This is a genomic window from Streptomyces sp. NPDC093111 (assembly GCF_040683955.1).
Classification (GTDB): domain Bacteria; phylum Actinomycetota; class Actinomycetes; order Streptomycetales; family Streptomycetaceae; genus Streptomyces.
Genome location: NZ_JBFBNW010000020.1, coordinates 95798 through 117048 on the forward strand (window position 1 = coordinate 95798; position 21251 = coordinate 117048).

A 21251-nucleotide genomic window follows, 5' to 3' on the forward strand; every position below is an offset into this window, starting at 1 on the left:
ACCCGATGTCTGACGGACGTGCGGAAGTGGTTCAGTAGTAGAGGAGCGCCTTGCTCCAGTCCTCGTCCGGCCCGAAGAGGCTGCGCGGCTTCACCACGTCGTGGACGCCCGTCAGGGCCTCCAGCGGCACCAGCGAGCCGGGCGGCACCCCGTCGATCCGTGCGGGGACGGGCCCGTACTCGGCCTCGATCGCCGCCGCCAGCGCGGTGCGGGCCGCCTCCCGGTGCTCGGGGGCCACCTCGATCTCCAGCTCCAGCAGATCGGCGCGGGCACGGGCCCGCCAGAACATGACGCCGTGCTCGACCGGCAGCCCGAAGACCAGCTCCTCCAGGCGCGCCTGGGTGACGGTCGCGGAGCCGACCCGGTGGCCGAACGAGGAACGCCCGAGGACCCGCACCGTCGGCAGCTGCCAACCGCACGGGCAGGGCTCGTCGGAGACCTCGACGTTGTCCTCCAGGTTGTACCGCAGCAGCGGCATGGCCTGGCGGTACAGCGGGGTGACCACCAACTGCCCGGCGCCGGTGGCCGACAGCGTGCCGGTCCCCGGGTCGTAGACCTCGAAGACCGCCCGGTCCGCCCACAGGTGCAGGTGCCCCTCCGGGCACTCGCCGGCCAGGCTGCCGGTCTCCGTGGAGCCGTACTCCTCGACGACGGGGACGCCCCAGATCTCGCTGATCCGGGCGCGGCGCGCCGGGCTGAGCGGCTCCCCGCCGACGAACACCGCGCGCAGGGCCGGGAAGTCGCGGTCCGGGACCAGCCCGGCGGCCCGCGCCGCCGCCGCCCACAGCAGGATCTCCGTGGGCATCGACCAGGTCAGGCTGACCTCCAGGTCGTGCAGCACCCGCAGCACGCGCGAGTACGGCATCGCCAGCGAGCGGTTGTCGCCGGGGACCACCGTCGCGCCCTTGAGCCGCGCCGCCGCCTGCGCCAGATGACCGGTGATCATCAGCGCGTACGGGGTGCGGACCAGGAACGTGTCGTCCGGCCCTATGCCGACCCACTTGCGGGCGTAGCGCTCGGACAGGTCGGTCCAGTCCCGCTCGGTGTAGTACGAGGGGGTCGGACTGCCCGCCGTGCCGCTGGACTCGTGGTAGGTGGCCAGCTCGCCCTTCGGCACCGCCAGCATGCCGAACGGATAGGCGTCCCTCAGGTCCTGCTTGCCGGTCAGGGCCAGACCCTCGAAGTCGGCGCGCGAGGCGGGCGCGGGCCCGCCGCCGAAACGGCGCTGGTAGAAGGGCGAGTTCCGGGCCCAGACGAGCGTCTCGCGCAGCTGCTCGTCCTGCATCTTGCGGAGCTGCTCCTGATCGCGCCAGTCGCCCAGTTGGGGAAGGCGCTCCGAGAACTGCCGGCTCATGGTGACTCCAGTCCGAGTATCCGGTGGGCGTTCTGCCACAGCACCTGGTGCAGCAGCGGTTGCGGAAGCCCGAGGGCCTGGTACTTGGTCAGCTCCACCGAGGGATGCTGGAGCGGGTGCTCGGCGGAGAACAGCACCCGCTCGGCCCCGAGCCGCTCGATCGCGACCCGGACGGTGAAGCCGAACGCCCCGGACGTCTCCACGACCACGTTCGGGACGGGCTCCACCAGGCTGATCCCGTAGGTGTCGATCAGCCCGATGCCGAGGTGCCCGAGCACGAACACGGTCCCCGGGCGCTTCGCCGCCTGCGCGGCGAGGTCCGACACCCGGCAGCCCGCCCGGTCCACGCACACCACGTAGACGGGATGCCCGAACTCCGCGGCGAGATCGAGGAAGGCGGCGGTGCGCGGATCGTCCAGGGGGACGCCGTGCACCGCCGGGGAGAGCTCCAGGGCGGCGAACCGCGCGCCGTCCGCCCGGTAACCGGCGGTCCCGCGGTGCGGGTTGCCGAACCAGAACGGCGTCAGCCGGCCGCCCGAGGCCAGCGCGGCGTCCCGTACACCGGCGTTGTCCGGGTCCGAGGTCACGTGCCCGCCCTCGATCAACTGGCGGGCGAGGACGTCCAGATCGACCACACCGCCCGCCGCGACCCCGGCGCGCCCGACCCCGCTGCCGTCCATCACGGACAGCAGCCGGTCGAGGGCACCGGGGGCGGCGGGCAGCCTGGCGTGGAAGTCGAATACGGGCTGCCGCTCCATCAGGACGTGTCCCTACTTCTCGATGCAGAACTCGTCGATCGCGTAGCCGACGTGCCGGTCGGCGGTCGGCAGGTAGCCGAGCACCTTGTCGCCGGGCGTCAGCTCGGTGCTGTTCAGCACCGTGCCGCCGGGGCCGAGGACCCGGACGTGCCAGTCGTCCTGGAGGATCAGGTTGGCGCTCCGCCCGTCGGGCGCGACCGCGTCGATCGAGATCAGCGGACGGGACTCGATCTTCACCCGGCCGACCGTGACCACCCGGGTCTGGCCCTTGACGTCCACCGCCAGGACCTTGCTGCCGGCCTTCAGCTCGCTCAGGTAGTTGGTGCGGTCGTTCTCGCCGGAGATCGTGTACGACATGATCGCGCCGGCGTTGACACGGAACGGGCGGGTCGGCATGTAGGGCAGCGGGTGCGTCTCGCTGACGCACAGGATCATGCCCTTGGAGTGCGAACCGACCAGGATGCCCTCGTCCTCGCGGAAGTGCGAGCAGGTGTCGACGCAGGCGCGCTCGCCCATGCCGATGTGCTCGGTGCGCACCACCTCCAGCTCGGTCAGCTGGAGTTCGGCCGGCTGGACCTCGGCGGCGGCCTTCAGCGCGGTGGCGTCGCCGACCGTCTTCGGAGCCATCATCACGCCGTCGGAGCCGTGCTCCAGGACGCCGAAGATGATGGTGGCCTCCTCCACGTCCTGGGCCACGGTGATGATGCTGCCCTCGGCCTTGGCCGCGGCGGCCAGCACGATCTCCAGCGGGATCTTGGTGGGGTCACGGAAGAGCAGCAGCGCCCACTTCTCCTCGCGGGAGGCCACGCAGGCGTCCTCCAGCGTGTCGGCGTCGACGATCTCCACGAAACGCCCGAACTCGATCGTCGGGTGCGCCTTGGCCAGCTCGGCCGCGTCGCCCTGACGGTCGGACAGGATCACCACGTCGGCGGGCCCGAACTCCGCCGGGAGTTCCTTCCCCTGCGGGAGGAAGACCTTCTTCACGGTCGGCGGCAGGCCCTTGAGGTCCGACAGGCTGGAGCTGACGACACCGTCGATCCGCTGGTGCACGGCCTCTTCGATGACGGCCTTCTTGGCGTTCTTCAGCGAGCGGACGTCGATCCAGGTGAGCTTCACGGGTACGGCTCCTTATATGTCACACGTGAACGGGTTCCGGTTGAGCAGCGGCGCGTCGGCGGACGGCGGTCCGCCCCGGCCGGACGGCTAGACGGCTCCGGAGGCGAGGGCCTCCCGGCGGGCGGAGTGCGCGCCGGGGCCCTCGCTCGTGCTGTGGACGATCTGCGAGATCTTGCGGGCCATCGCCCCGGGGTCGGGCGCCTGGAAGACGTTGCGGCCCATGGCGACCCCGGCGGCCCCGCCGCGGATCGCGTCGCCCACGAAGTCCAGGACCTGGTCCTCGGCGTCCAACCGGACACCGCCGGCCACGATCACCGGGATGGGGCACGCCTCGACGATGTCCGCCATCTCGTCGGGCGAGCCGGTGTAGAGGGTCTTGACGATGTCGGCGCCGAGGTCGGCGGCGAGCGTCGCGGTGTGCACGACGAGTTCGGGGTCGCGCGGGTTGCTGATCTTGGGACCCCGCGGGTACATCATCGCCAGCAGCGGCACGTTCCAGCGGTCGCAGACGTCCGCCACCGCGCCGAGGTCGGCGATCTGCTGCCGCTCGTCCCGCGAGCCGAGGTTGACGTGGACGCTGACCGCGTCCGCACCCTGCCGCAGGGCCTCCTCGACCCCGGTGACCAGGTACTTGGCGTCCGGGTCCGGGGCATGGGCCGTGCTGGCGCTCAGGTGCATGATCAGCGACATCCCGGTGAACCGGTCGGTCCGCACATGGCGCAGGCTGCCCTTGTGCAGGACCACCGCGTCCACCCCGTTGCCGACCAACTGCCCGACCAGGGCGTCGAGTCCGCCCCGGGCGGTGAGCGGGCCGTCCGCGATCGAGTGGTCCAGCGGCACGACCATGAGTCTCTGGTCGCGGTGACGGAACAGACGCCGCAGACGCAGACTGCGCGCGGAATAGTTGACTGACACGACTGACCTCCCCAACTGGTGGCTCAGAGCGCCACGGTCTGCTCGGTACCGGCTCCGGACAGGTCGAACTCCTTGTGCAGCAGGCACAGGGCCTGCACGCGACGGTCCGCGGGCACGGTGACCGAGGCGCGTAACTGGGAGGAGGACACCCAGCTCGTCGCGATGCCGGCGGCGGCCAGCGCCGCGGTCATCCGCGCCACGTACTCGGGCCGGTTCAGCAGCCCCATGCCGATCAGCGACACCTTGGCCACGTCCGAGTCCACCCGGACCTCACCGCCGTGCACGGCGACCGCCTTGTCCAGCGCGGGCCCGACCTCGGACACATGGCTCCTGCGGATGGTGAACCCCATCCGGAACTCTTCCTCGTGGGGACCCGAACGGGCCACCAGATCCATCGGCACGGCGTGCCGGGCGAGGATCGACAGCACCTCGGCCGCCAGATCGCTGCGTCCCCGCGCGTGCACCAGGACCCTTGCCACATCGGGGTCCGACGTGACGGCGACGACCGCGCCCCCCGTTTCCAGCGAGGTCATTTCGCCCCCCTCTTCCTCTCCTTGTCCGACAACGGTTCCCTCCTGAGTTCCGAGCGAGGTACGGACATGCAGCTCGACCCCGTGCAGCGCGGCGAGCTCCACCGCCCGTGGGTGGAGGACCTTCGCCCCCGCGAACGCCATCTCCGCCATCATCGAGGCGTGGACGAAGGGGAGTTTGCGGGCGTCCGGGACATGGGTGGGGTCCGCGCTGTAGACCCCGTCGACGTCGGTGTAGATCTCGCAGCACCGCGCCTTCAGGGCGGCGGCCACGGCGACGGCGCTGGTGTCCGAGCCGCCCCGGCCGAGCGTCACGGTGTCCCCGTGCGCGTTGCGGCCCTGGAAGCCGGTGACCACGGTGACGCTGCCCTGCTCCAGGTGCTCGTTGATCCGGGTGGTGTCGATCCGGTCGACGATGGCGGAACCCGGCTTCCCGACCACCGCGATGCCCGCCTGGGCCCCGGTCAGCGAGACCGCCGGCACCCCCAGGCGCAGCAGCGTCAGCGCCAGCAGCGCCGCCGAGGCGCACTCCCCGGTGGCGAGGAGCTGATCGGTCTCGCGCAGGTGCTCCGTACCGATGTCGGAGCCGCCGGCGGCGGCGGCCTGCGCGAGGAGGTCGTCGGTGACGCCGCCCCTCGCGGACACCACGACGACGGTCGACGCGCCGCGACGGTGCGTCTCGGCGATTCTCGCGGCCACCGCGTCCAGGCGCTCCGTGCTGGCCAAGGAGCTGCCACCGTATTTCTGAACCAGCACGCCCATGTCAGGAGCCCCCGTCGGCTGTTTCTGTCGAATGTCGGCTGTCGGCTGTCTGTCGGCTGTCAGATGCCTTCCGGTCGCTGTGACCCGAAGGCGGCCTCACCCATCTGTTCGAGCGGCGAGGGTCAGCCTGGTCCAGCACAAGGTTTCGGTCATCGCCGTTTCACGGGATATCCGGGCAGTGGCGTGATGGCGCGAGATCACGGGGATCACGCGAAGTCGTGATCCCCGGGCACCGGACGCCCCGTGAGGATGGTGGCAACGTCGCGTGTCCAAGGGGGCCGTGCAGGAGCCGAAGGAGCCGTCCGACGTGGGTGTGCAAGAGCTGCGGAGCCGCACGGGGGACGAGGCGCGGGTGCTGGTGGCCGGCGCGGGACCGGCGGGCGCGATCCTCTCGCTGGAACTGGCCGGGCACGGCGTACGGAGCAGGGTGGTCGACCGGGCCGCCGCGCCGCCGCTGTTCCCCAAGATGGACTACATCAACGCGCGCAGCATGGAGCTGCTGCGCAGGCTCGGCCTCGCCGACCGGGTCAGGGAAGGCGCGGTGCCCGCCGGATTCGACGCCGACTTCGTCTTCCTGACGGGCCTGGACGAGCCGCCGGTGGCGGTCTGGCGCCAGCCGTCCCCGCGGGCCCAGGCCGAGCGGTACGCGACCGCCGCCGACGGCACCGGGGCGGCCGAACCCTATCTGCGGATCACCGGCTCGCTCCTGGAGGACGTGCTCCGGCAGGCGCTGCGGGAGCACCCGCTGGTGGACTTCGAGGAGGGCGTCGAGGTCACCGCCCTGGCGCAGGACGCGGACGGCGTCACCGTCACCCTCGCCGACCGCGGCGAGGAGCCGGCCGGCCGGGAACGCGAGCTCCGGGTGGAGTACCTGGTCGGCTGCGACGGCGGGGGCAGCGCCGTGCGCCGCGCGCTCGGCGTCGACCAGCCCGTCAGCGGCCCCTCCAGCAGCCGCTGTTCGGTCTACTTCCGCAGCTCCGACCCGCTGCTGCGGCGCCACGGACGCGCGTTCATCACCACCAGCGCCCGGGGCATCACCCTGGTCTCCCGGGACGAGGGCGAACTGTGGACCGCCTCGTTCCAGATACCCGACGGCACCCGCTTCGAGGGCGACCCGGTCGCCGCGATGTGCGAGAAGCTGGGCGAGGAGTTCACCGTGGACGAGGTGCTCACGGTCAGCCACTGGACCGGCACGCTCGCCGTCACCGACCGCTACCGCGAGGGCCGGGTCTTCCTGGCCGGCGACTCGGCCCACCAGTTCTACCCCTTCGGCGGGCACGGGGCGAACACCGGCATCGCGGACGCCGTGGACCTCGGCTGGAAGCTGGCCGCCCGCCTCGCCGGCTGGGGCGGAGAGGCGCTCCTCGACAGCTACGAGGACGAACGGCGCCCGGTCGCCCTGTTCAACAAGGAGATGTCGAGCAACCTCCTGGAGGTCTGGCGGCGCTTCGGACAGCTCGCCCGTGACGGCGCCTCCCGCGAGCAGCTGGCCGGATTCCTGGAGCGCGAGTCGTACCAGGTCGACAACTCCGGCATCCACTTCGGACACCGCTACCACCGCTCCCGGGTCGTCGCCGCCGAGCCGGGACCCGCCCCGCGCTGGGAGTGGACGGGCATCACCCCCCAGGTGTGGCCCGGCGGCCGGGTGCCCGCGCTGCCCCTGGCGGACGGCACCCAGCTCTTCGACCGCTTCGGCCCCGGCCTCACCCTCGTCGACCTCTCCGGCACGGGCGCCGGCGCCCCGCTCGCCAAGCGGGCCGCCGAACAGGGCGTGCCCCTGGAACACCTGACCTTCGACGCGGCCGAAGCCGCCGCGATCCGTACGGTGTGGGGCGCCGACCTGGTCCTCGTACGACCCGACCAGCACGCCGCCTGGCGCGGCGACCGCCTCCCGGAGGACGGCTCGGCACTGCTGGACCTCGTGCTCGGCCGCGCGAAGGCGGTCGGGGCATGAGCGAGCTCCTCGACCTGCTGCTCGCCCGCGCGGCAAGAGCCGGCGGGGACGCCGGGAACCACGGCGGTCCGGGGGATACAGGGGATGCCGGGGACGGTCCGGCGGGCATCGGCGGGACGCCCGTACCGGAGGCGTTCGCCCTCCTCTACCGGCCGGAGCGCACCGGAGACCGGGTGGAGATCCTGCTCGGCGACCCCGGCACCGCCGATCTGCTCTCCGAACTTCCGCTCACGGAGGCGGAGCCGGGCGCGCCGGTGGGCGCCGACGCCGGCCCGGACGGACCCCGGCACCAGGTGCTGGCCCTCATCCCGTACCGCCAGATCACCGAACGCGGCTTCGTGTGCCAGGACGACCACGCGCCGATCCGCACCCTGACGGTCCGCAGGCAGGGGACGGTCGGCGTCGACGAGCTGATGCGACGCCTGCCGCGCACGCCCGTCGAACTGCGCGACGCCGGATTCGACCTGGACGACCAGGAGTACGAGGCGATCGTCCGCGACGTGGTCAAGCAGGAGATCGGCGCGGGCGAAGGCGCCAACTTCGTCATCCACCGCACCTTCACGGCGGACCTCCCCGGCTTCGGGCCGGAGCAGGCCCTGTCCGTCTACCGGCGGCTGCTGGCCCAGAGCCAGGGCGCGTACTGGGTGTTCCTGGTGTACACCGGGGACCACATGCTGCTCGGGGCCACGCCGGAACGCCACATCAGCGTGGACGCCGGCACCGCCGTCATGAACCCCATCAGCGGCACCTACCGCTACCCGCCGGCCGGACCCGAACTCGCCGACCTGTCCACGTTCCTCCGCGACCGGAAGGAGGCCGACGAGCTCCTGATGGTCGTGGACGAGGAGCTGAAGATGATCGCCGGGTTCTGCCCGGACGGCGGCATCGCCCGGGGCCCGTACCTCAAGGAGATGGCCCGGCTCGCGCACACCGAGTACCTCATCGAGGGGCGCACCCGGGCCGGTGTCGACGCGATCCTGCGCGGCAGCCTCTTCGCGCCGACCGTCACCGGCAGCCCGCTGGAGAACGCCTGCCGGGTGATCGCCCGGCACGAGCGCGGCGGGCGCGGCTACTACAGCGGCGTGGCCGCGCTGATCGGCCGGGACGCCGCGGGGGAGGTGGCGCTGGACTCGGCGATCGTGATCCGCACCGCCGAGGTCGACGCCGCCCGCCGGCTGCGCCTGGGCGTCGGCGCCACCCTGGTGCGGCTCTCCGACCCGGCCGCCGAGGCCGCCGAGACCCGCGCGAAGGCGGCGGGGCTGCTGGCGGCGTTCGGGGTGGACGAGCCGGACGAGCCGGTGGGGGAGGGAGGGGTAGGAGAGGTGGCGGAGGCCGGTCGTGAGGGGTGCCCGGTGGGTGCCGCGCCGGTGGTTCCGGCCGCCCGGACGGCCCCCTTACGGCTGGGGGAGCACCCCGAGGTCCGCGCGCTGCTGGCCGAACGCAACCGTTCGCTCGCCCGGTTCTGGCTGGAGCCCGAGCGGGGCGCGGCGCACCGGCCGCCGGAGCTCGCGGGGCGGCGCGGTCTGGTGATCGAGGCCGAGGACACGTTCACCGCCATGCTGGCCCGTCAGATGGAGGCGCTCGGCTGCGACGTCGAGGTGCGCTCCTGGCGGGACCACCCCGACCCGGCCGGGTACGACTTCGCCGTGGTCGGCCCCGGCCCCGGCGACCCCCGGGACCTGGCCGATCCGAAGATCGCCGCGCTGCGCCGCGCGGTCCGCGGCCTGCTCGCCAAGGACGTCCCCTTCCTCGGGGTCTGCCTCGGGCACCAGGTGGTGTCGGGGGTCCTCGGCCTCGACCTGGTGCGCCGGGACCGGCCCAACCAGGGCGTGCAGCTGCCGGTGCGGCTGCCGTGGGGGGAGGAACTGGTCGGCTTCTACAACACCTTCGCCGCGGTCTGCGCGGCGGACGCCTTCGCCCTCCCGGGCCTGTCCCGGCCGGTCGAGGTGAGCCGCGATCCCGTCACCGGCCAGGTCCACGCGATGCGCGGTCCCGGTTTCGCGACGGTGCAGTTCCACCCCGAGTCCGTGCTCACCCAGCACGGGCCGGGGATCCTCAGCGCGCTGCTGTGCGGAGTCCTGTCCCCGGTGGCCCCCGTGGCCGTCTGAGCCGACGCCCGCGGACCGTCCCCGGAGGTCGCGTCCCCCGGAGGTCGCGATCCCCGGAGGTCGCGATCCCGGACCCCTTCGGCGCCACCGGATCTTCTCCGTACTCCTGGATCCCGACTGCACCCCCGGACCCTCTCCGCACTCCCGGATCTCCTCCGCACTCCCGGAACCCCTCCCCACTCCCGGATCCCCTCCGCACCGCCGGATCCCCTCCGCACCCCCGGAACCCCTTGCCCACGGACGAGGACGACGAGGAACCCCCATGTCCCAGAGCCCATCCGACCGCACCGAACGGCCGCCCGGCCGTCGGACCTCCCAGCCGGAACTCCTCCGCCACTCCGCCATGCGCTGGCTGGCCCACCACCTCCTGGACCGGCGGGAGGGCGGCGTGCACCGGGCCGCGCCCGCGGCCGGTGGCAGCCCGATCAGCGGTCACAAGCACCTGACCGACCAGTCCGCCGCGGTGCTCGCCCTGGCCGACAACGCGCCGGAGGAGCTGCCGATCGCGCTCCAGGGGCTCCAGGCCCTGCTGGACCGGGACGGCCGGCCCGGCTTCTCCGAGGTGGCCGACCGGTCCTGGCGGGTTCGGCCCGAGGGCCGTGCCCGCACCCTGCGCCACCAGTTCCACGCGGCCACCGCGCTGCTCGTGGGCAGCCGGTTCACCGCCGACCCGGTGGCCCGGGTCCGGGCCGTCGACCTGCTGAACCGCTGCCTCGGCACCTGCCGGGACGGGGCGTTCCCCGGCGCCCTCAGCGAGGACTGGAAGCGGACCGGCGACGACGCGCCCTCGCCGCTCACCGCGGCCGCCGCCCTGCGCGCGCTGGCCATCGCCGACGCGCTCGGCGAGTCCGACGTGGACACGGAGCAACTCCCGCGCATGGCCACGGCTTTGGGTCGTGCGGCGCGCGAACTGCCCACGCCCGGGGGCGAGCCGAGGATCGCGCTCGCGCTGGCCCATGCGGCGCGGCTGCTCGAATCGGCGGAGCACGCCGACGCCGCGCACCGGACGATGGCAGTGACGGTCCGTCACTTCACGTCCAGGGAAGGCGCGTCGGGCATCAGCGGCGGCGACGCCGCGCACCTCCTGCTCGCCGGTGCGGTGCTCCGCTCCCGTGGCCACGACGACTGCGGGGCCACGGCCGTCTCCCGGGCGGCGATCGACCGGCTGGCCGACCGTCGGCACGGCGGTTTCCACACCGTACCGGGGCAGGCCGGCGACGCGTCGGCCGTCAAGTACGCGCAGGTCCAGTCCGTGCTGGCCGGGGCGCTGTGCGCCGCCTCCGCCCTTCCGACCTCCCACCAGGGCTGGCCCGTCGAGGGCGCCCGTGACGCCGATGAATGAGTCAGTCATGGCCACCGCCCCGTCCACCGCCCTCTCCACCGCACCCCACGCCGATCTGCACCGCTGGACCGCCCAGCCCGCCGCGCAGAACCCGCAGTGGCGCGACCACCCGGCGTACCCGGCGGCCATGGAGGCCCTGACCTCCGCGCCCCCGCTGGTCCGTGCCGACGACCTCGTCCGGCTGCGGGCCGCCCTGGCGAAGGTCGCGCTCGGCGCATGGCAGGTCGTGCAGGCGGGCGACTGCGCCGAGAGCTTCTACGAGTGCGGCCCCGAGGCGATCGGCGCCCGGCTCGACATGCTGGACCGGTTCGCCGAGGCGATCGGCGACCGCACCGGCCGCCCGGTGCTGCGGATCGGCCGGATCGGCGGCCAGTACGCCAAGCCCCGGTCGAAGCCGGTGGAGCGGTACGAGGACCGGATGCTGCCCTCGTTCCGGGGGCACCTGGTCAACTCCGAGGTGCCCAGCCGGGCCGCCCGGCAGCCCGATCCGCGCCGCATGCTCTGGGCCTACCAGGCGGCGTCCCGGGTCCTGGGCCAGGTGGACGAGCACCGGTCCGCGCGGGCGGCGGCCGAGGAGGCCGCGGGGCACCGGGGCCCCTCGCTCGGGCCGTGGTCCAGTCACGAGGCGCTGGTCGTCGACTACGAGGCGGGCCTGCTGCGCGAGGACCCGCGCCTCGGGACGTACCTGGCCTCCACGCATCTGCCGTGGATCGGCGAGCGGACCCGCGACCCCGACTCCGTCCATGTGCGGATGCTCGCGACCCTCGCCAATCCGGTCGGCTGCAAGGTCGGCCCGACCGCGGACCCCGCCGCGCTGCGGCGCCTGTGCGGGCTGCTCGACCCGGAGCGCACGCCGGGCCGGCTGGTCCTGATCGCGCGCATGGGCCGGGACCGGGCCGCGGAGGCGCTGCCGGGGCTGGTCGCCGCGGTACGGGAGGCCGGGCACCCGGCGGTCTGGCTCTGCGACCCGATGCACGGCAACACGGTCACCGCGTCCAATGGCCTGAAAACACGTCACCTCGACACGCTCGTCGGGGAGGTGAGGATCTTCCTGCGGACGCTGGAGGCGCAGGGCGTGCCCGCGGGCGGCGTCCATCTGGAGGCCGCGGGGGAGCCGGTCACCGAGTGCGTCGGCGGTGCCGTCACGAGCGAGGGGGAGTTGACAGGGCGCTATACCACGCTCTGCGACCCCCGGCTCAGCCCGGAGCAAGGTCTGGAGCTGATCGCCGACTGCTTCTGAGGCGGCGTCAGGGCCGACGGCGCCGCGTCGCCCTGCCGTTCCCGGGGCATGTCCTAAGTTGATTCGTAGTGTGTTCAACTCCTGTACGAACCAGCTTAGTAGGGCGTCCGAATCGCTCCGCTGGCCGCTTTCGTCCGTCGGGGACCTGATGGATTCCGGTCCCCGGCGGCGCGATTCCTTCCGGCCGGATTCATGCGCTCCGGGCCCGTTTCTCCGGTCCTTCACCCCTCCGGCGTGCGAAGCGAGTTCTCGCGGGGCGCGGCGCCGGTGATCCGGTGTGCGTCGACTTCACCGGATCGGCGTGAAATCACCGCGATCCGATCGCGCCACAGGTGCGAGGATCGGTCATGCCCGAGTCATCCCGCGGTATCGAGTCGATCAAGGGGTGATCTGCCCGGTCGCCGTTCAGGGGTTCGAACAGTAGCCTGACGCCGTGTGCGACGATGGCGGCGCGGAGTGAGTGACGCAGCTCACGAAGCGCGCTGGGTGCATCCATGAGAAGTGGTGCGTGAGTTGGGGGAGGACACGCATATGCCCGTGGGACGCATGGTCGGCAGAGCCGCCGAACTGGCCCGCATCCGCACAGCGCTCGACAACACCATGGCCGGCGTCGGCGAGTGTCTGATTATTGAAGGTTCACCCGGAATCGGCAAGAGTCGACTCCTCACGGCCGCCAGCGAATACGCCACCGAGCTGGGCATGGCGACGGCCACCGGACGCGCCACCAAGCTCGACCACGTCGCCCCTCTGAGCACCCTGCTCGGCGCCCTGCGGAACAGCGCCCCCCTCGTCGTCGACAATTTCGACCAGCTGGGCGACCCCGCCTCCAACCGCTTCTGGCTCATCGACCAGCTGGGCGACCGGCTGGAACGCTACGTCGCCGAGCGGCCGCTCCTCATCACCCTCGACAACGTGCAGTGGGCCGACGAGCTCACCGCCCTCGCGCTGCGCCTCCTCGTTCCCTCGCTGACCTCCTCGCCCGTCCTGTGGCTGCTCGCCTGCCGCACCGCGCCCTCCCGCTCGCCCGGCCGCAGCGCCGTGGAACTGCTGCTCCAGGAGGGCGTCGAACGCCTCGACCTGCACCCCCTCGACGACGAGGCCGTGAACGCGCTGTGCCGCGAGATCCTCGGCACGGAACCCGACCGGGACCTCCTCGCCCTCGCCCGCCGCAGCGGCGGCAACCCCTTCCTCCTGGAGGAGCTGCTGAGCGGGCAGCGCACCGGGGGCGGACCGCTGCCGGCCGTCGACGGCCTGCCCGGCTTCGGCGACCGGCCCATCGGCGCCGACCTCTCGGCCGGCTTCGTCGACGCGGTCCAGCGGCACTTGCAGAGCCTCTCGCAGGACGCCCACCGATTACTGGAGGCGGGCGCGGTCCTCGGCCGCCCCTTCACCGTGCACGAGGCCGCGGGCCTGTGGGGCCGAAGAGCCGTCGAACTGGTCGCCGCCGCCGAGGAGGCGATGCAGCAGGACGCCCTCATGGAGACCGGCACCGAGTTGGCCTTCCGCCACGACCTCATCCGCGAGTCCGTGCTGAGCGCCATCCCCGGCCCCGTGCGCAAGGTGCTGCACCGCGAGGCGGTCACCGTGCTGCGCGCCGAGAACCGCCCGGCCAGCGAGATCGCCGAGCACCTGATCCGCGGCAGCTCGCACTGGAACAGCCAGACCGTGGACGCCCTGCGCACCACCATCACCCAGCTCGCCCGCACCTCCCCCAGCACCGCCGCCGACCTCGCCCTGCGCACCCTCAAGGCGATCGGCGACGACCACCCGGTCCGGCCGCGGCTCGCCGCCGAGGCGGTCGGCCTGCTCTCCACCGTCGGCCGGCTCTCCGAGGCGCAGGAGCTCGGCGAGTCCGCCCTCAAGACCGGCATGCACCCCGAGACCGAGGCCATGCTCCTGTACGGGCTGGCCTCGGCGCTCAAGCACGGCGGCCAGGACGTCGCCGCCGTCCGCTACACCGAGCGGGCGCTCGCGCTGCCCAGCGTCGCCGACTCGGTCCGCGCCCGGGTGCTTGCCATCCAGGCCCACGCCCTGCTCAACGCGGGCGGACTGCCCGAGGCGGCCGTCTCGGCGGACCAGGCCGTCCTGCTCGCCCGCAGCGCGGCGGAGTACCCGTCGATGGCCCTCGGCATCGCCGCCCAGAGCATCGCCGCACAGTCCTCCGGCGACATCTCCGGCGCCATCACCCTGGCCGGCGAGGCGGTGCAGATCGCCGACGAGTACGGCGGCGAGGCCGCGCAGCTCCACCCGCGCCTGTGGCTCGGCTCCGCGATGGCCGCGGCCGACCGCTTCACGGAGGCCGCCGCGGTCTACGAGTACGGCCAGCGCGAGGCGCACCGCTTCGGCACCGCCTGGTCGCAGCCGCTGTGGCACTACCACCGGGCCGAACTGTGGCTGGCCCGCGGCCTGGTCGACGACGCCGTCGCCGAGGCCGAGGCCGGTCTGCGCATGGCCGAACAGCTCACCACCATGGCCATGGGCGTGCCCCTGCTCGCCACCCTCTCCCGGCTCGCGCTCTGCTCCGGCGACCTGGAGACGGCCCGCACCCGCCTGGAGTGCGCCCGCCGCCTCGACGCGGACGGCATCGGCTCCCGCGTCGAGGACCTCGCCTGGTGCACGGCCCTGCTCCTGGAGGCCGAAGGCCGCCCCGAACAGGCGCTGGAGGCACTGAAGCCGCTGCTCGACGGCCTGCCGGGCCGGGTCCTCCTGTTCACCCAGGAGCCGGGCGCCGCCCCGCGCGTGGTGCGGCTGGCCCTGCGCACCGGCGCCCGCGAGATCGCCAGCGCCGTCGCCGACGCCATCAGCGGACTCTCCCGCCGCAACCCGGGCTTCGCGTCACTGGCCGCCGCCGACACCCACACCCGCGGCCTCCTCGAAGGGGACCCGGCGATGCTGCGGGCCGCCGTCGAGGCGTACCAGGACAGCCCGCGCACCCCGCTGCGCGCCGAGGCCCTGGAGGACCTGGGCGCGGCGATGCAGCACACCGGCCACCGGCACGAGGCGACGGACCTGATCCGAGAGGCGTACGACCTGTTCACGACGGCGGGTCTGCGGATGGACGCCGACCGGGTCTCCGAACGGCTCGGACGGCCCCTGGTCGCCCGGACGGCGGCGGGCCCGCCGCAGCTGGCCTCGCTCGCCTGGAGCCAGCTGACCCGGTCCGAGATCAAGGTCGCCCGGCTGGTCGCCGAGGGCCTCACCAACCGGGAGGTGGCGGCCCGCCTCTTCCTCTCGCCGCACACCGTGGACAGCCACCTGCGGCACATCTTCTCCAAGCTGGGCCTGTCCAGCCGCGTCGCGCTGACCCGCTGGGTCCTCAAGCAGGACGCCGCCGCGGAGGCCGAGGGCTGACCGGCACCGCCGCCCGGCCGGAGCCTCCGGCCGGGCGGCTCCGTGTCACAGCCAGCCGGCGCGCTGCGCCTGGAGCGCCATCTGGAAGCGGTTCGCCGCGCCCAGCCGGGCCATCAGGATCTGCAGCCGCCGGAAGAAGGTGCGCCGGCTGATCCCCAGCTCGCGGGCGATCACCTCGTCGCTCGCACCGCCCGCCAGGAGCCGCAGCAGCCGCCGGTCGCCCGGCGCGAGGCCGCCCGGCCGCGCCGCGCCGCCGTGCAGCGGCAGCGCGTTCTGCCAGGACTGCTCGAACAGCGCCACCAGCGCGGAGAACAGCCCGCACGGCTGCACCACCAGCAGCGTGTTGACGACGTCCGCCTCCTTGATGGACAGCGACACCAGGGCGTACGCCTCGTCGATGATCAGCAGCTTCACCGGCACCGACGGCAGCACCCGGGCCTGCTCCCCGGCCTCGACGCACGGCTCGATGACGTCCTTCAGGTGCCCCGGATGCTCCAGCGCCTCCCGCGCGTACACGACCCGCTGCCGCACCCCCCGCGCCAGCGTGGCCAGCGAGTCCTCCGTGGCACCCGTCAGCGGGACGTACGGCGGCGACTCGAACTGCCGGATCTGCTCCCGGGCGCTCGCCCAGGCGTGCCGCATCCGGCGCCCGATCGCCTCGCCGGTGACGACCTCGACGAGATCGTCGTTGTACGCGGCCAGCCGGTGCCGCCGGAACGAGTCGAACGCGCCGCCGACGGCGATCCGCGACTCCTCCAGCTCCGCCGCCCGGTGCCGGGCCAGGATCTCCAGGCCCGCGGCCGGCGGCACCGGGGCCACCACGTCCCCGGCCCCCTCGGCGGCACTCGCCAGACCCGCCTCCGTCAGCGCGTCGTAGGCGGCGGCCAGCTCCGCGCCATCCAGCCCGGCCGCCTCCCCGATCTCGCCCAGCGGAGCGGGCGCCCGCTCCAGCAGGGTCAGGTAGACCCGCACCGCCGTCCCGTCGATGCCGAGCAGCCGGAGCGCCTCGCCGAGTCTCGCGTTCGTCATACCCCGCATTATCGTCCCTCCGCACCCCCGTGTGGCAGATCAGTGCCACTGGCACTCCCAGGCCCACACGGCCGTCGCCGGGCGCTACCGTCCAGGACGACGCCGAGTCTCGGCGGCAGCGGGCGCGTCCCGGCGAACGGGGGCGGGGCGCGCCCTGCCCCCGTACGGGCGGCACACCCGCGCAGCACCCACAGCGAAGAAGGGACACATCGTGGCCAAGGGGCGGAAGAACGGTCTGTACGACGGGATCTCCGAGGAACTGTCCGCGCTGATGCGCACCGGCTGGGCCGACACCGAGCGGCACGACCTCGCACTCGCCGAGCAGTCCCCGTACGCGGCCCGCCGCCGCGAAGCGCTCTCCGCGCTCTTCCCCGGCGAGCGCCTGGTGGTCCCCTCGGGCAACCTCAAGGTGCGCTCCAACGACGACACCTACCCGTTCCGGCCGTACACCGGCTACGTCCACATGACCGGCGACCAGGCCCGCGACTGCGCCCTCGTCCTCGAACCGCGCGCGGACGGCGGCCACGACGCCGCCCTCTACACGCTGCCGCGCGACGGCCGCGACACCGACGAGTTCTGGATCGGCTACACCGCCGAGCTGTGGATGGGCCGCCGCCGTTCCCTCGCCGAGTCCGAGCGGGTCCTCGGCCTGCCCTGTCGCGACGTCCGGACGCTCGCCGCCGACCTGGCCGCCGACACCGAGGTCCCCACCCGGATCGTCCGCGGCATCGACCCGGCCCTGGAGGCCGCCGTCGCCACCGACGAGGACCGCGACTACGAGCTCGAAGAGGTGCTCAGCGACCTGCGGCTCGTCAAGGACGCGTGGGAGCTCGGCGAGATGCGCAAGGCCGTGGACTCCACGGTGCGCGGCTTCGACGACGCCATCCGCGAGCTCTCCAAGGCCATCGCCACCTCCGAGCGCTGGATCGAGGGCACCTTCTACCGCCGCGCCCGCCTGGAGGGCAACCACGTCGGCTACGGCACGATCGCCGCCGCCGGCGACCACGCCACGATCATGCACTGGACCTCCAACGACGGCCCCGTGCGCCCCGGCGAGCTGCTCCTGCTCGACGCCGGCGTGGAGACGCACAGCCTCTACACCGCCGACGTCACCCGCACCCTCCCCATCAGCGGCACCTTCACCGACGTGCAGCGCAAGGCGTACGACGCGGTGTACGAGGCGCAGCAGGCCGGCTTCGACGCGGTCAAGCCGGGCGCCGCTTACCGCGACTTCCACGTGGCCTCCCAGCGGTACCTCGCCGAGAAGCTGGTCGAGTGGGGCTTCATCGAGGGCCCCGCCGAGCGCGCGTACGAGCTCGGTCTGCAGCGCCGCTTCACCATGGCCGGCACCGGCCACATGCTCGGTCTGGACGTCCACGACTGCGCCCACGCGCGCAACGAGGAGTACGTCGACGGCGTCCTGGAGCCCGGTATGGTCCTCACCGTCGAGCCCGGCCTCTACTTCCAGCCGGACGACCTCACCGTGCCGGAGGAGTGGCGCGGCATCGGCGTCCGCATCGAGGACGACCTGGTCGTGACCGCCGACGGTTACGAGAACCTCTCCGCCGGCCTCCCGCGCACCGCGGACGAGGTCGAGGCCTGGATGTCCCGCACGGCGGGCTGACCCTCCGCGGCCCGCAGCCCCGAGCCCCGGTGTCCGCACGGCACCGGGGCTCGGGCGTGCCGCCGACCGGGCCGGACGGCGGAGGACACCGGCATGGCGCCCGGCCGGAGCCGCCGGACACCGCGATGCTGGTGGCCGGACCAGCCAGGAGGGGCCGTGGACGAGCGCATCCCGCAGGCAGCCCAGAGCCGGACCGCCGTCGCCGAATGCCTCTCCGCCACCACGACCCTCTGGCTGCCGGTCTACGCGGCGGCGGTGGCCCTGCTCGTGGCCCTCGTCGCGTGGCTCGTAGACCGGGCGCGGGCGCGCAACGCGGTGGCCGCGGCGGGGTGAGGGTCCCCCGCCGCGCCCGGGTCCGCGCCCGCCCGGCTCAGAGGCGGGCGCCCAGGACCTCCCGCAGCAGCCCGCCGGAGAGGCGTACGCCGTCCTCGGTGAGGAGGGACTCCGCGTGGAACTGCATCGACGCGAAGTGCGGGCCGCGCAGGGCGTGCACCTCGGAGGTGAGCGGATCGCGGCTCACCTCCACGGGGCCCACGCCCGCGCAGTCCACCGTGTCCTCGCGGCTGCGCGCGGCGAACGTGTTGTAGAAGCCGACGCGTTCGCGGGCGCCGAAGAAGTCGATCTCCTGCTGGACGCCCTGGTTGGGCACGTCCCTGCGGACCAGGGGCAGACCGAGGCGCAGGCTGAGGACCTGGTGGCTGAGGCAGACCGCGAGGAACGGGCGACGCTCGGCGAGCAGGGTGTCGACCGCCGCGCGCAGGTGGGCGATCTTCGGGTGGGAGACCTCGCGCGGATCGCCGGGCCCCGGGCCCATCACGACCAGGTCGTGCCCGTCGAACGCGTACGGCTCGTCGAATCGACGGACCGTCACCTCAAGCCCCAGTGACCGGAGTTGGTGGTCGATCATCGAGGTGAAGGTGTCCTCCGCGTCCACCACGAGGACCCGGCGGCCGGCGAGCTCGGGCACCGGCCGGGCCCGTTCGGCGTGACCGGTGAGCCAGAAGCCGGCGACGGTGGCGTTGCGGCCCTCCAGCGCGGCCCGGACCTCGGGGTGGTGGTCGAAGCCGGGCGCACCCGCCGTGGGCCGCGGGCCGCCGGCCGTTCCGGGTTCCCGGAGCGCCGCGAGCAGCCCGGCCGCCTTGGCCCGGGTCTCGGCGACCTCCGACACCGGGTCGGAGTGGCGCACCAGCGTCGCGCCCACACCGATCCGCACCCGGCCGCCGCGGTCGATGTCGGCGGTGCGGATGAGGATGGACGAGTCCAGGGCGTGCTCGCCCCGGGCGTCGCGGCCGAGGAGGGCGACCACGCCGCTGTAGTAGCCGCGGCCCTCGGGCTCGTACCGCTCGACGACCCGGCAGGCGCTCTCCAGCGGGCTGCCGGTGACCGTCGGCGCGAACATCGACTCCCGCAGGATCTCGCGGGGGTCCCGGGTGGTGTGCCCCTCGATGAAGTACTCGGTGTGCGCGAGCCGGGCCATCTCCTTGAGGTACGGGCCCACGACCCGCCCGCCGCCCTCGCAGATCCGGGCCATCATCTTCAGCTCTTCGTCGACGACCATGTACAGCTCGTCGGCTTCCTTCCGGTCGGAGAGGAAGTCCATCACCCCGGGCAGGTTCGGGCCGGCGGGCGGATAGCGGTACGTCCCGCTGATCGGGTTCATCACGGCGTTGCCGCCCCGGACGCTGATGTGCCGCTCGGGCGTCGCGCCGACGAAGGTCCGCTCGCCGGTGTGCACGACGAACGTCCAGTAGGCGCCCGACTCGCCGCGCAGCAGGCGCCGGAAGAACGACAGCGCGCTGCGCGGGGTGTAGCCGGTGATCTCGGTGACGAAGGAGCGCTTGATGACGAAGTTGGCGCCCTCCCCGGTGCCGATCTCGTCGGCGATGACCCGCCGGACCGTCTCCGCGTACGTCTCGTCCTCGACGTCGAAGTCACCGCCGGCGAGGTCGAGGGGCAGGTCGGGGAGCCGACGCAGGAGCTCGTCGAGGGAGACGGTGGTCTGGTCGGTGACGCTCATCGCGATCAGCGGCTCGCCGTCGTCCGGCGCCGCGAAGCCCCGCTCGGTGATCTGCCGGTACGGGACGAGGGTCAGCAGATCGTGCCGGGGCCCGTCGCCGGGGGCCGGGGCGCGGTCCGGGAGGGGCAGGTCCGCCAGGGTCGCCGGGGTGGAGATCCGGCCGAGCAGCACGTCCACGGTCTCCTGCCCGGCGCTCTCCGGGCGGTGCAGCAGGGCGTACGCGGGCGGGTCGGCGGCCAGTACGGCGGCGAGGAGGTCGGTGGGCGCCGCGGTCATGCGGTGGCTCCGGCGGTGCGGGCGGTCGCCGTGCCCAGCTGCCCGAGGACGGTGTCGGTGGTCGTGACGACGGCGCAGCGCTCGGCGGCGTACTCCAGCGCCTGCCGGTGGTACGCGGCCGAGAAGTCGGCGACGGCGTCGGCGACGAAGAACGGCTGGATGTCGTTCGTGAACGCGTCGACGGCGGTCATCAGTACGCCGACGTGCGCGTACACCCCGCACACCACCAGCTGGTCGCGGCCCCGTTCGCGCATCCACTCCAGCAGGCCGGAGCGGAAGAACGCGCTGTAGCGCCACTTGGTGAAGACCTGGTCGTCCGGCCCCGGCGCCAGCGGCTCCACGACCTCGCGGTCCGCCGGGTCGACCCGCATGCCGGGCCCCCAGAAGTCCTTGAGCAGCCCGCGCTCCTCGGGGTTCATCCCGCCGGGCTGCGCCGTGTACGCCACCGGCATCCCGGTGGCGACGGCCCGCTCGCGCAGCAGGGCGGCGTTGCGCACCAGCGGCTCGCGCAGGGGTGCGGGGAACGGGCGCAGGAAGTAGCGCTGCATGTCGTGCACGAGCAGCACCGCGCGGTCCGGATCGGCGGACCACCGGGCGGTGTTGCCGGGCAGTTCGTCCGCGGACGGCAGCGCGTACGGCTCGATGGGGGGTATGCCCGCCATGGCTGATCTCTCCTTGAAGGGAGGTGGTGTGGTGTGGACGGCTCGCGGTCCCCGCACGGCGCGGAAGGCCGGGGACGGCCGCGGGAGGCCGCGGGAGGCCGTGGAAGACCGGGGGCGGCCGTGGGCCGGAAGGCGGCGGAGGGGCGCGGCGAGGCGCGGAGGGGTGCGGGAGCCCGCGGGGCTCCCCGGGGCCCGGCCGCGCCCCTCCCGTGG

The 21251-nt window shown here is 73.6% G+C and carries 15 protein-coding genes; 7 read left to right on the plus strand and 8 right to left on the minus strand.

Annotation, left to right across the window (positions count from 1 at the left end):
• Positions 1-31: 31 nt before the first annotated feature.
• From AB0Q96_RS30670 to AB0Q96_RS30690, 5 genes are all read right to left on the minus strand, one after another.
• Positions 32-1354 (minus strand): AMP-binding protein, encoded by a 1323-nt coding sequence (locus AB0Q96_RS30670; RefSeq protein WP_365331095.1) that lies wholly within the window; start codon positions 1352-1354, stop codon positions 32-34.
• Positions 1351-2112 carry an amidohydrolase family protein gene (locus AB0Q96_RS30675; RefSeq protein WP_365331096.1) on the minus strand — a complete coding sequence of 254 codons (762 nt, stop codon included), beginning with the start codon at positions 2110-2112 and terminating at the stop codon, positions 1351-1353. Before AB0Q96_RS30675 ends, AB0Q96_RS30670 begins: the two co-directional genes overlap by 4 nt.
• A gap of 12 nt (positions 2113-2124) precedes the next feature.
• Complete coding sequence (locus AB0Q96_RS30680; protein ID WP_365331098.1) at positions 2125-3228, minus strand: 3-dehydroquinate synthase II; 1104 nt, start codon at positions 3226-3228, stop codon at positions 2125-2127.
• An 87-nt stretch (positions 3229-3315) separates the two neighbouring features.
• Positions 3316-4143, minus strand: a complete 828-nt coding sequence (locus AB0Q96_RS30685; RefSeq protein WP_365331100.1) for a 2-amino-3,7-dideoxy-D-threo-hept-6-ulosonate synthase — start codon at positions 4141-4143, stop codon at positions 3316-3318.
• Positions 4144-4166: 23 nt separating this feature from the next.
• Positions 4167-5435, minus strand: a complete 1269-nt coding sequence (locus AB0Q96_RS30690) for an aspartate kinase (RefSeq protein WP_365331102.1) — start codon at positions 5433-5435, stop codon at positions 4167-4169.
• 307 nt (positions 5436-5742) lie between these two features.
• Between AB0Q96_RS30690 and AB0Q96_RS30695 the strand changes: the two genes are divergently transcribed.
• The 5 genes from AB0Q96_RS30695 to AB0Q96_RS30715 all read left to right on the plus strand — a co-directional run bounded on the left by AB0Q96_RS30695 (position 5743) and on the right by AB0Q96_RS30715 (position 15430).
• A complete protein-coding gene (locus tag AB0Q96_RS30695) occupies positions 5743-7389 on the plus strand; it encodes an FAD-dependent monooxygenase (RefSeq protein WP_365331104.1) in 1647 nt (548 codons plus the stop codon).
• Positions 7386-9497 (plus strand): anthranilate synthase family protein, encoded by a 2112-nt coding sequence (locus AB0Q96_RS30700; protein ID WP_365331106.1) that lies wholly within the window; start codon positions 7386-7388, stop codon positions 9495-9497. Before AB0Q96_RS30695 ends, AB0Q96_RS30700 begins: the two co-directional genes overlap by 4 nt.
• Positions 9498-9759: 262 nt before the next feature.
• Complete coding sequence (locus AB0Q96_RS30705; protein ID WP_365331108.1) at positions 9760-10839, plus strand: hypothetical protein; 1080 nt, start codon at positions 9760-9762, stop codon at positions 10837-10839.
• Positions 10840-10846: 7 nt separating this feature from the next.
• Entirely contained in the window at positions 10847-12079 is a 1233-nt protein-coding gene (locus AB0Q96_RS30710; RefSeq protein WP_365331110.1) for a 3-deoxy-7-phosphoheptulonate synthase, read from the plus strand.
• A gap of 531 nt (positions 12080-12610) precedes the next feature.
• Positions 12611-15430, plus strand: a complete 2820-nt coding sequence (locus tag AB0Q96_RS30715; RefSeq protein WP_365331112.1) for an AAA family ATPase — start codon at positions 12611-12613, stop codon at positions 15428-15430.
• Positions 15431-15475: 45 nt separating this feature from the next.
• Here AB0Q96_RS30715 and AB0Q96_RS30720 read toward each other — a convergent pair whose 3' ends face one another.
• Positions 15476-16459 (minus strand): helix-turn-helix transcriptional regulator, encoded by a 984-nt coding sequence (locus AB0Q96_RS30720; RefSeq protein ID WP_365331114.1) that lies wholly within the window; start codon positions 16457-16459, stop codon positions 15476-15478.
• A gap of 211 nt (positions 16460-16670) precedes the next feature.
• Between AB0Q96_RS30720 and AB0Q96_RS30725 the strand changes: the two genes are divergently transcribed.
• Entirely contained in the window at positions 16671-18083 is a 1413-nt protein-coding gene (locus tag AB0Q96_RS30725) for an aminopeptidase P family protein (protein ID WP_365331116.1), read from the plus strand.
• Positions 18084-18239: 156 nt separating this feature from the next.
• Positions 18240-18416, plus strand: coding sequence for a hypothetical protein (locus AB0Q96_RS30730; RefSeq protein ID WP_365331118.1), 177 nt, complete (start codon positions 18240-18242; stop codon positions 18414-18416).
• Between the two features lie 37 nt (positions 18417-18453).
• On the opposite strand, the gene AB0Q96_RS30735 is transcribed toward AB0Q96_RS30730, so the two are convergent.
• Positions 18454-20376 (minus strand): anthranilate synthase family protein, encoded by a 1923-nt coding sequence (locus AB0Q96_RS30735; protein WP_365331120.1) that lies wholly within the window; start codon positions 20374-20376, stop codon positions 18454-18456.
• Complete coding sequence (locus AB0Q96_RS30740; RefSeq protein ID WP_365331122.1) at positions 20373-21038, minus strand: isochorismatase family protein; 666 nt, start codon at positions 21036-21038, stop codon at positions 20373-20375. The genes AB0Q96_RS30735 and AB0Q96_RS30740 overlap by 4 nt, the downstream gene beginning before the upstream one ends.
• Positions 21039-21251 lie beyond the last annotated feature (213 nt).

Coding starts and splice junctions, on each gene's coding strand:
- AB0Q96_RS30670 (WP_365331095.1), bottom strand. CDS start 1,354: ATGAGCCGGCAGTTCTCGGAGCGCCTTCCCCAACTGGGCGACTGGCGC.
- AB0Q96_RS30675 (WP_365331096.1), bottom strand. CDS start 2,112: ATGGAGCGGCAGCCCGTATTCGACTTCCACGCCAGGCTGCCCGCCGCC.
- AB0Q96_RS30690 (WP_365331102.1), bottom strand. CDS start 5,435: ATGGGCGTGCTGGTTCAGAAATACGGTGGCAGCTCCTTGGCCAGCACG.
- AB0Q96_RS30700 (WP_365331106.1), top strand. CDS start 7,386: ATGAGCGAGCTCCTCGACCTGCTGCTCGCCCGCGCGGCAAGAGCCGGC.
- AB0Q96_RS30705 (WP_365331108.1), top strand. CDS start 9,760: ATGTCCCAGAGCCCATCCGACCGCACCGAACGGCCGCCCGGCCGTCGG.
- AB0Q96_RS30710 (WP_365331110.1), top strand. CDS start 10,847: ATGGCCACCGCCCCGTCCACCGCCCTCTCCACCGCACCCCACGCCGAT.
- AB0Q96_RS30715 (WP_365331112.1), top strand. CDS start 12,611: ATGCCCGTGGGACGCATGGTCGGCAGAGCCGCCGAACTGGCCCGCATC.
- AB0Q96_RS30720 (WP_365331114.1), bottom strand. CDS start 16,459: ATGACGAACGCGAGACTCGGCGAGGCGCTCCGGCTGCTCGGCATCGAC.
- AB0Q96_RS30735 (WP_365331120.1), bottom strand. CDS start 20,376: ATGACCGCGGCGCCCACCGACCTCCTCGCCGCCGTACTGGCCGCCGAC.
- AB0Q96_RS30740 (WP_365331122.1), bottom strand. CDS start 21,038: ATGGCGGGCATACCCCCCATCGAGCCGTACGCGCTGCCGTCCGCGGAC.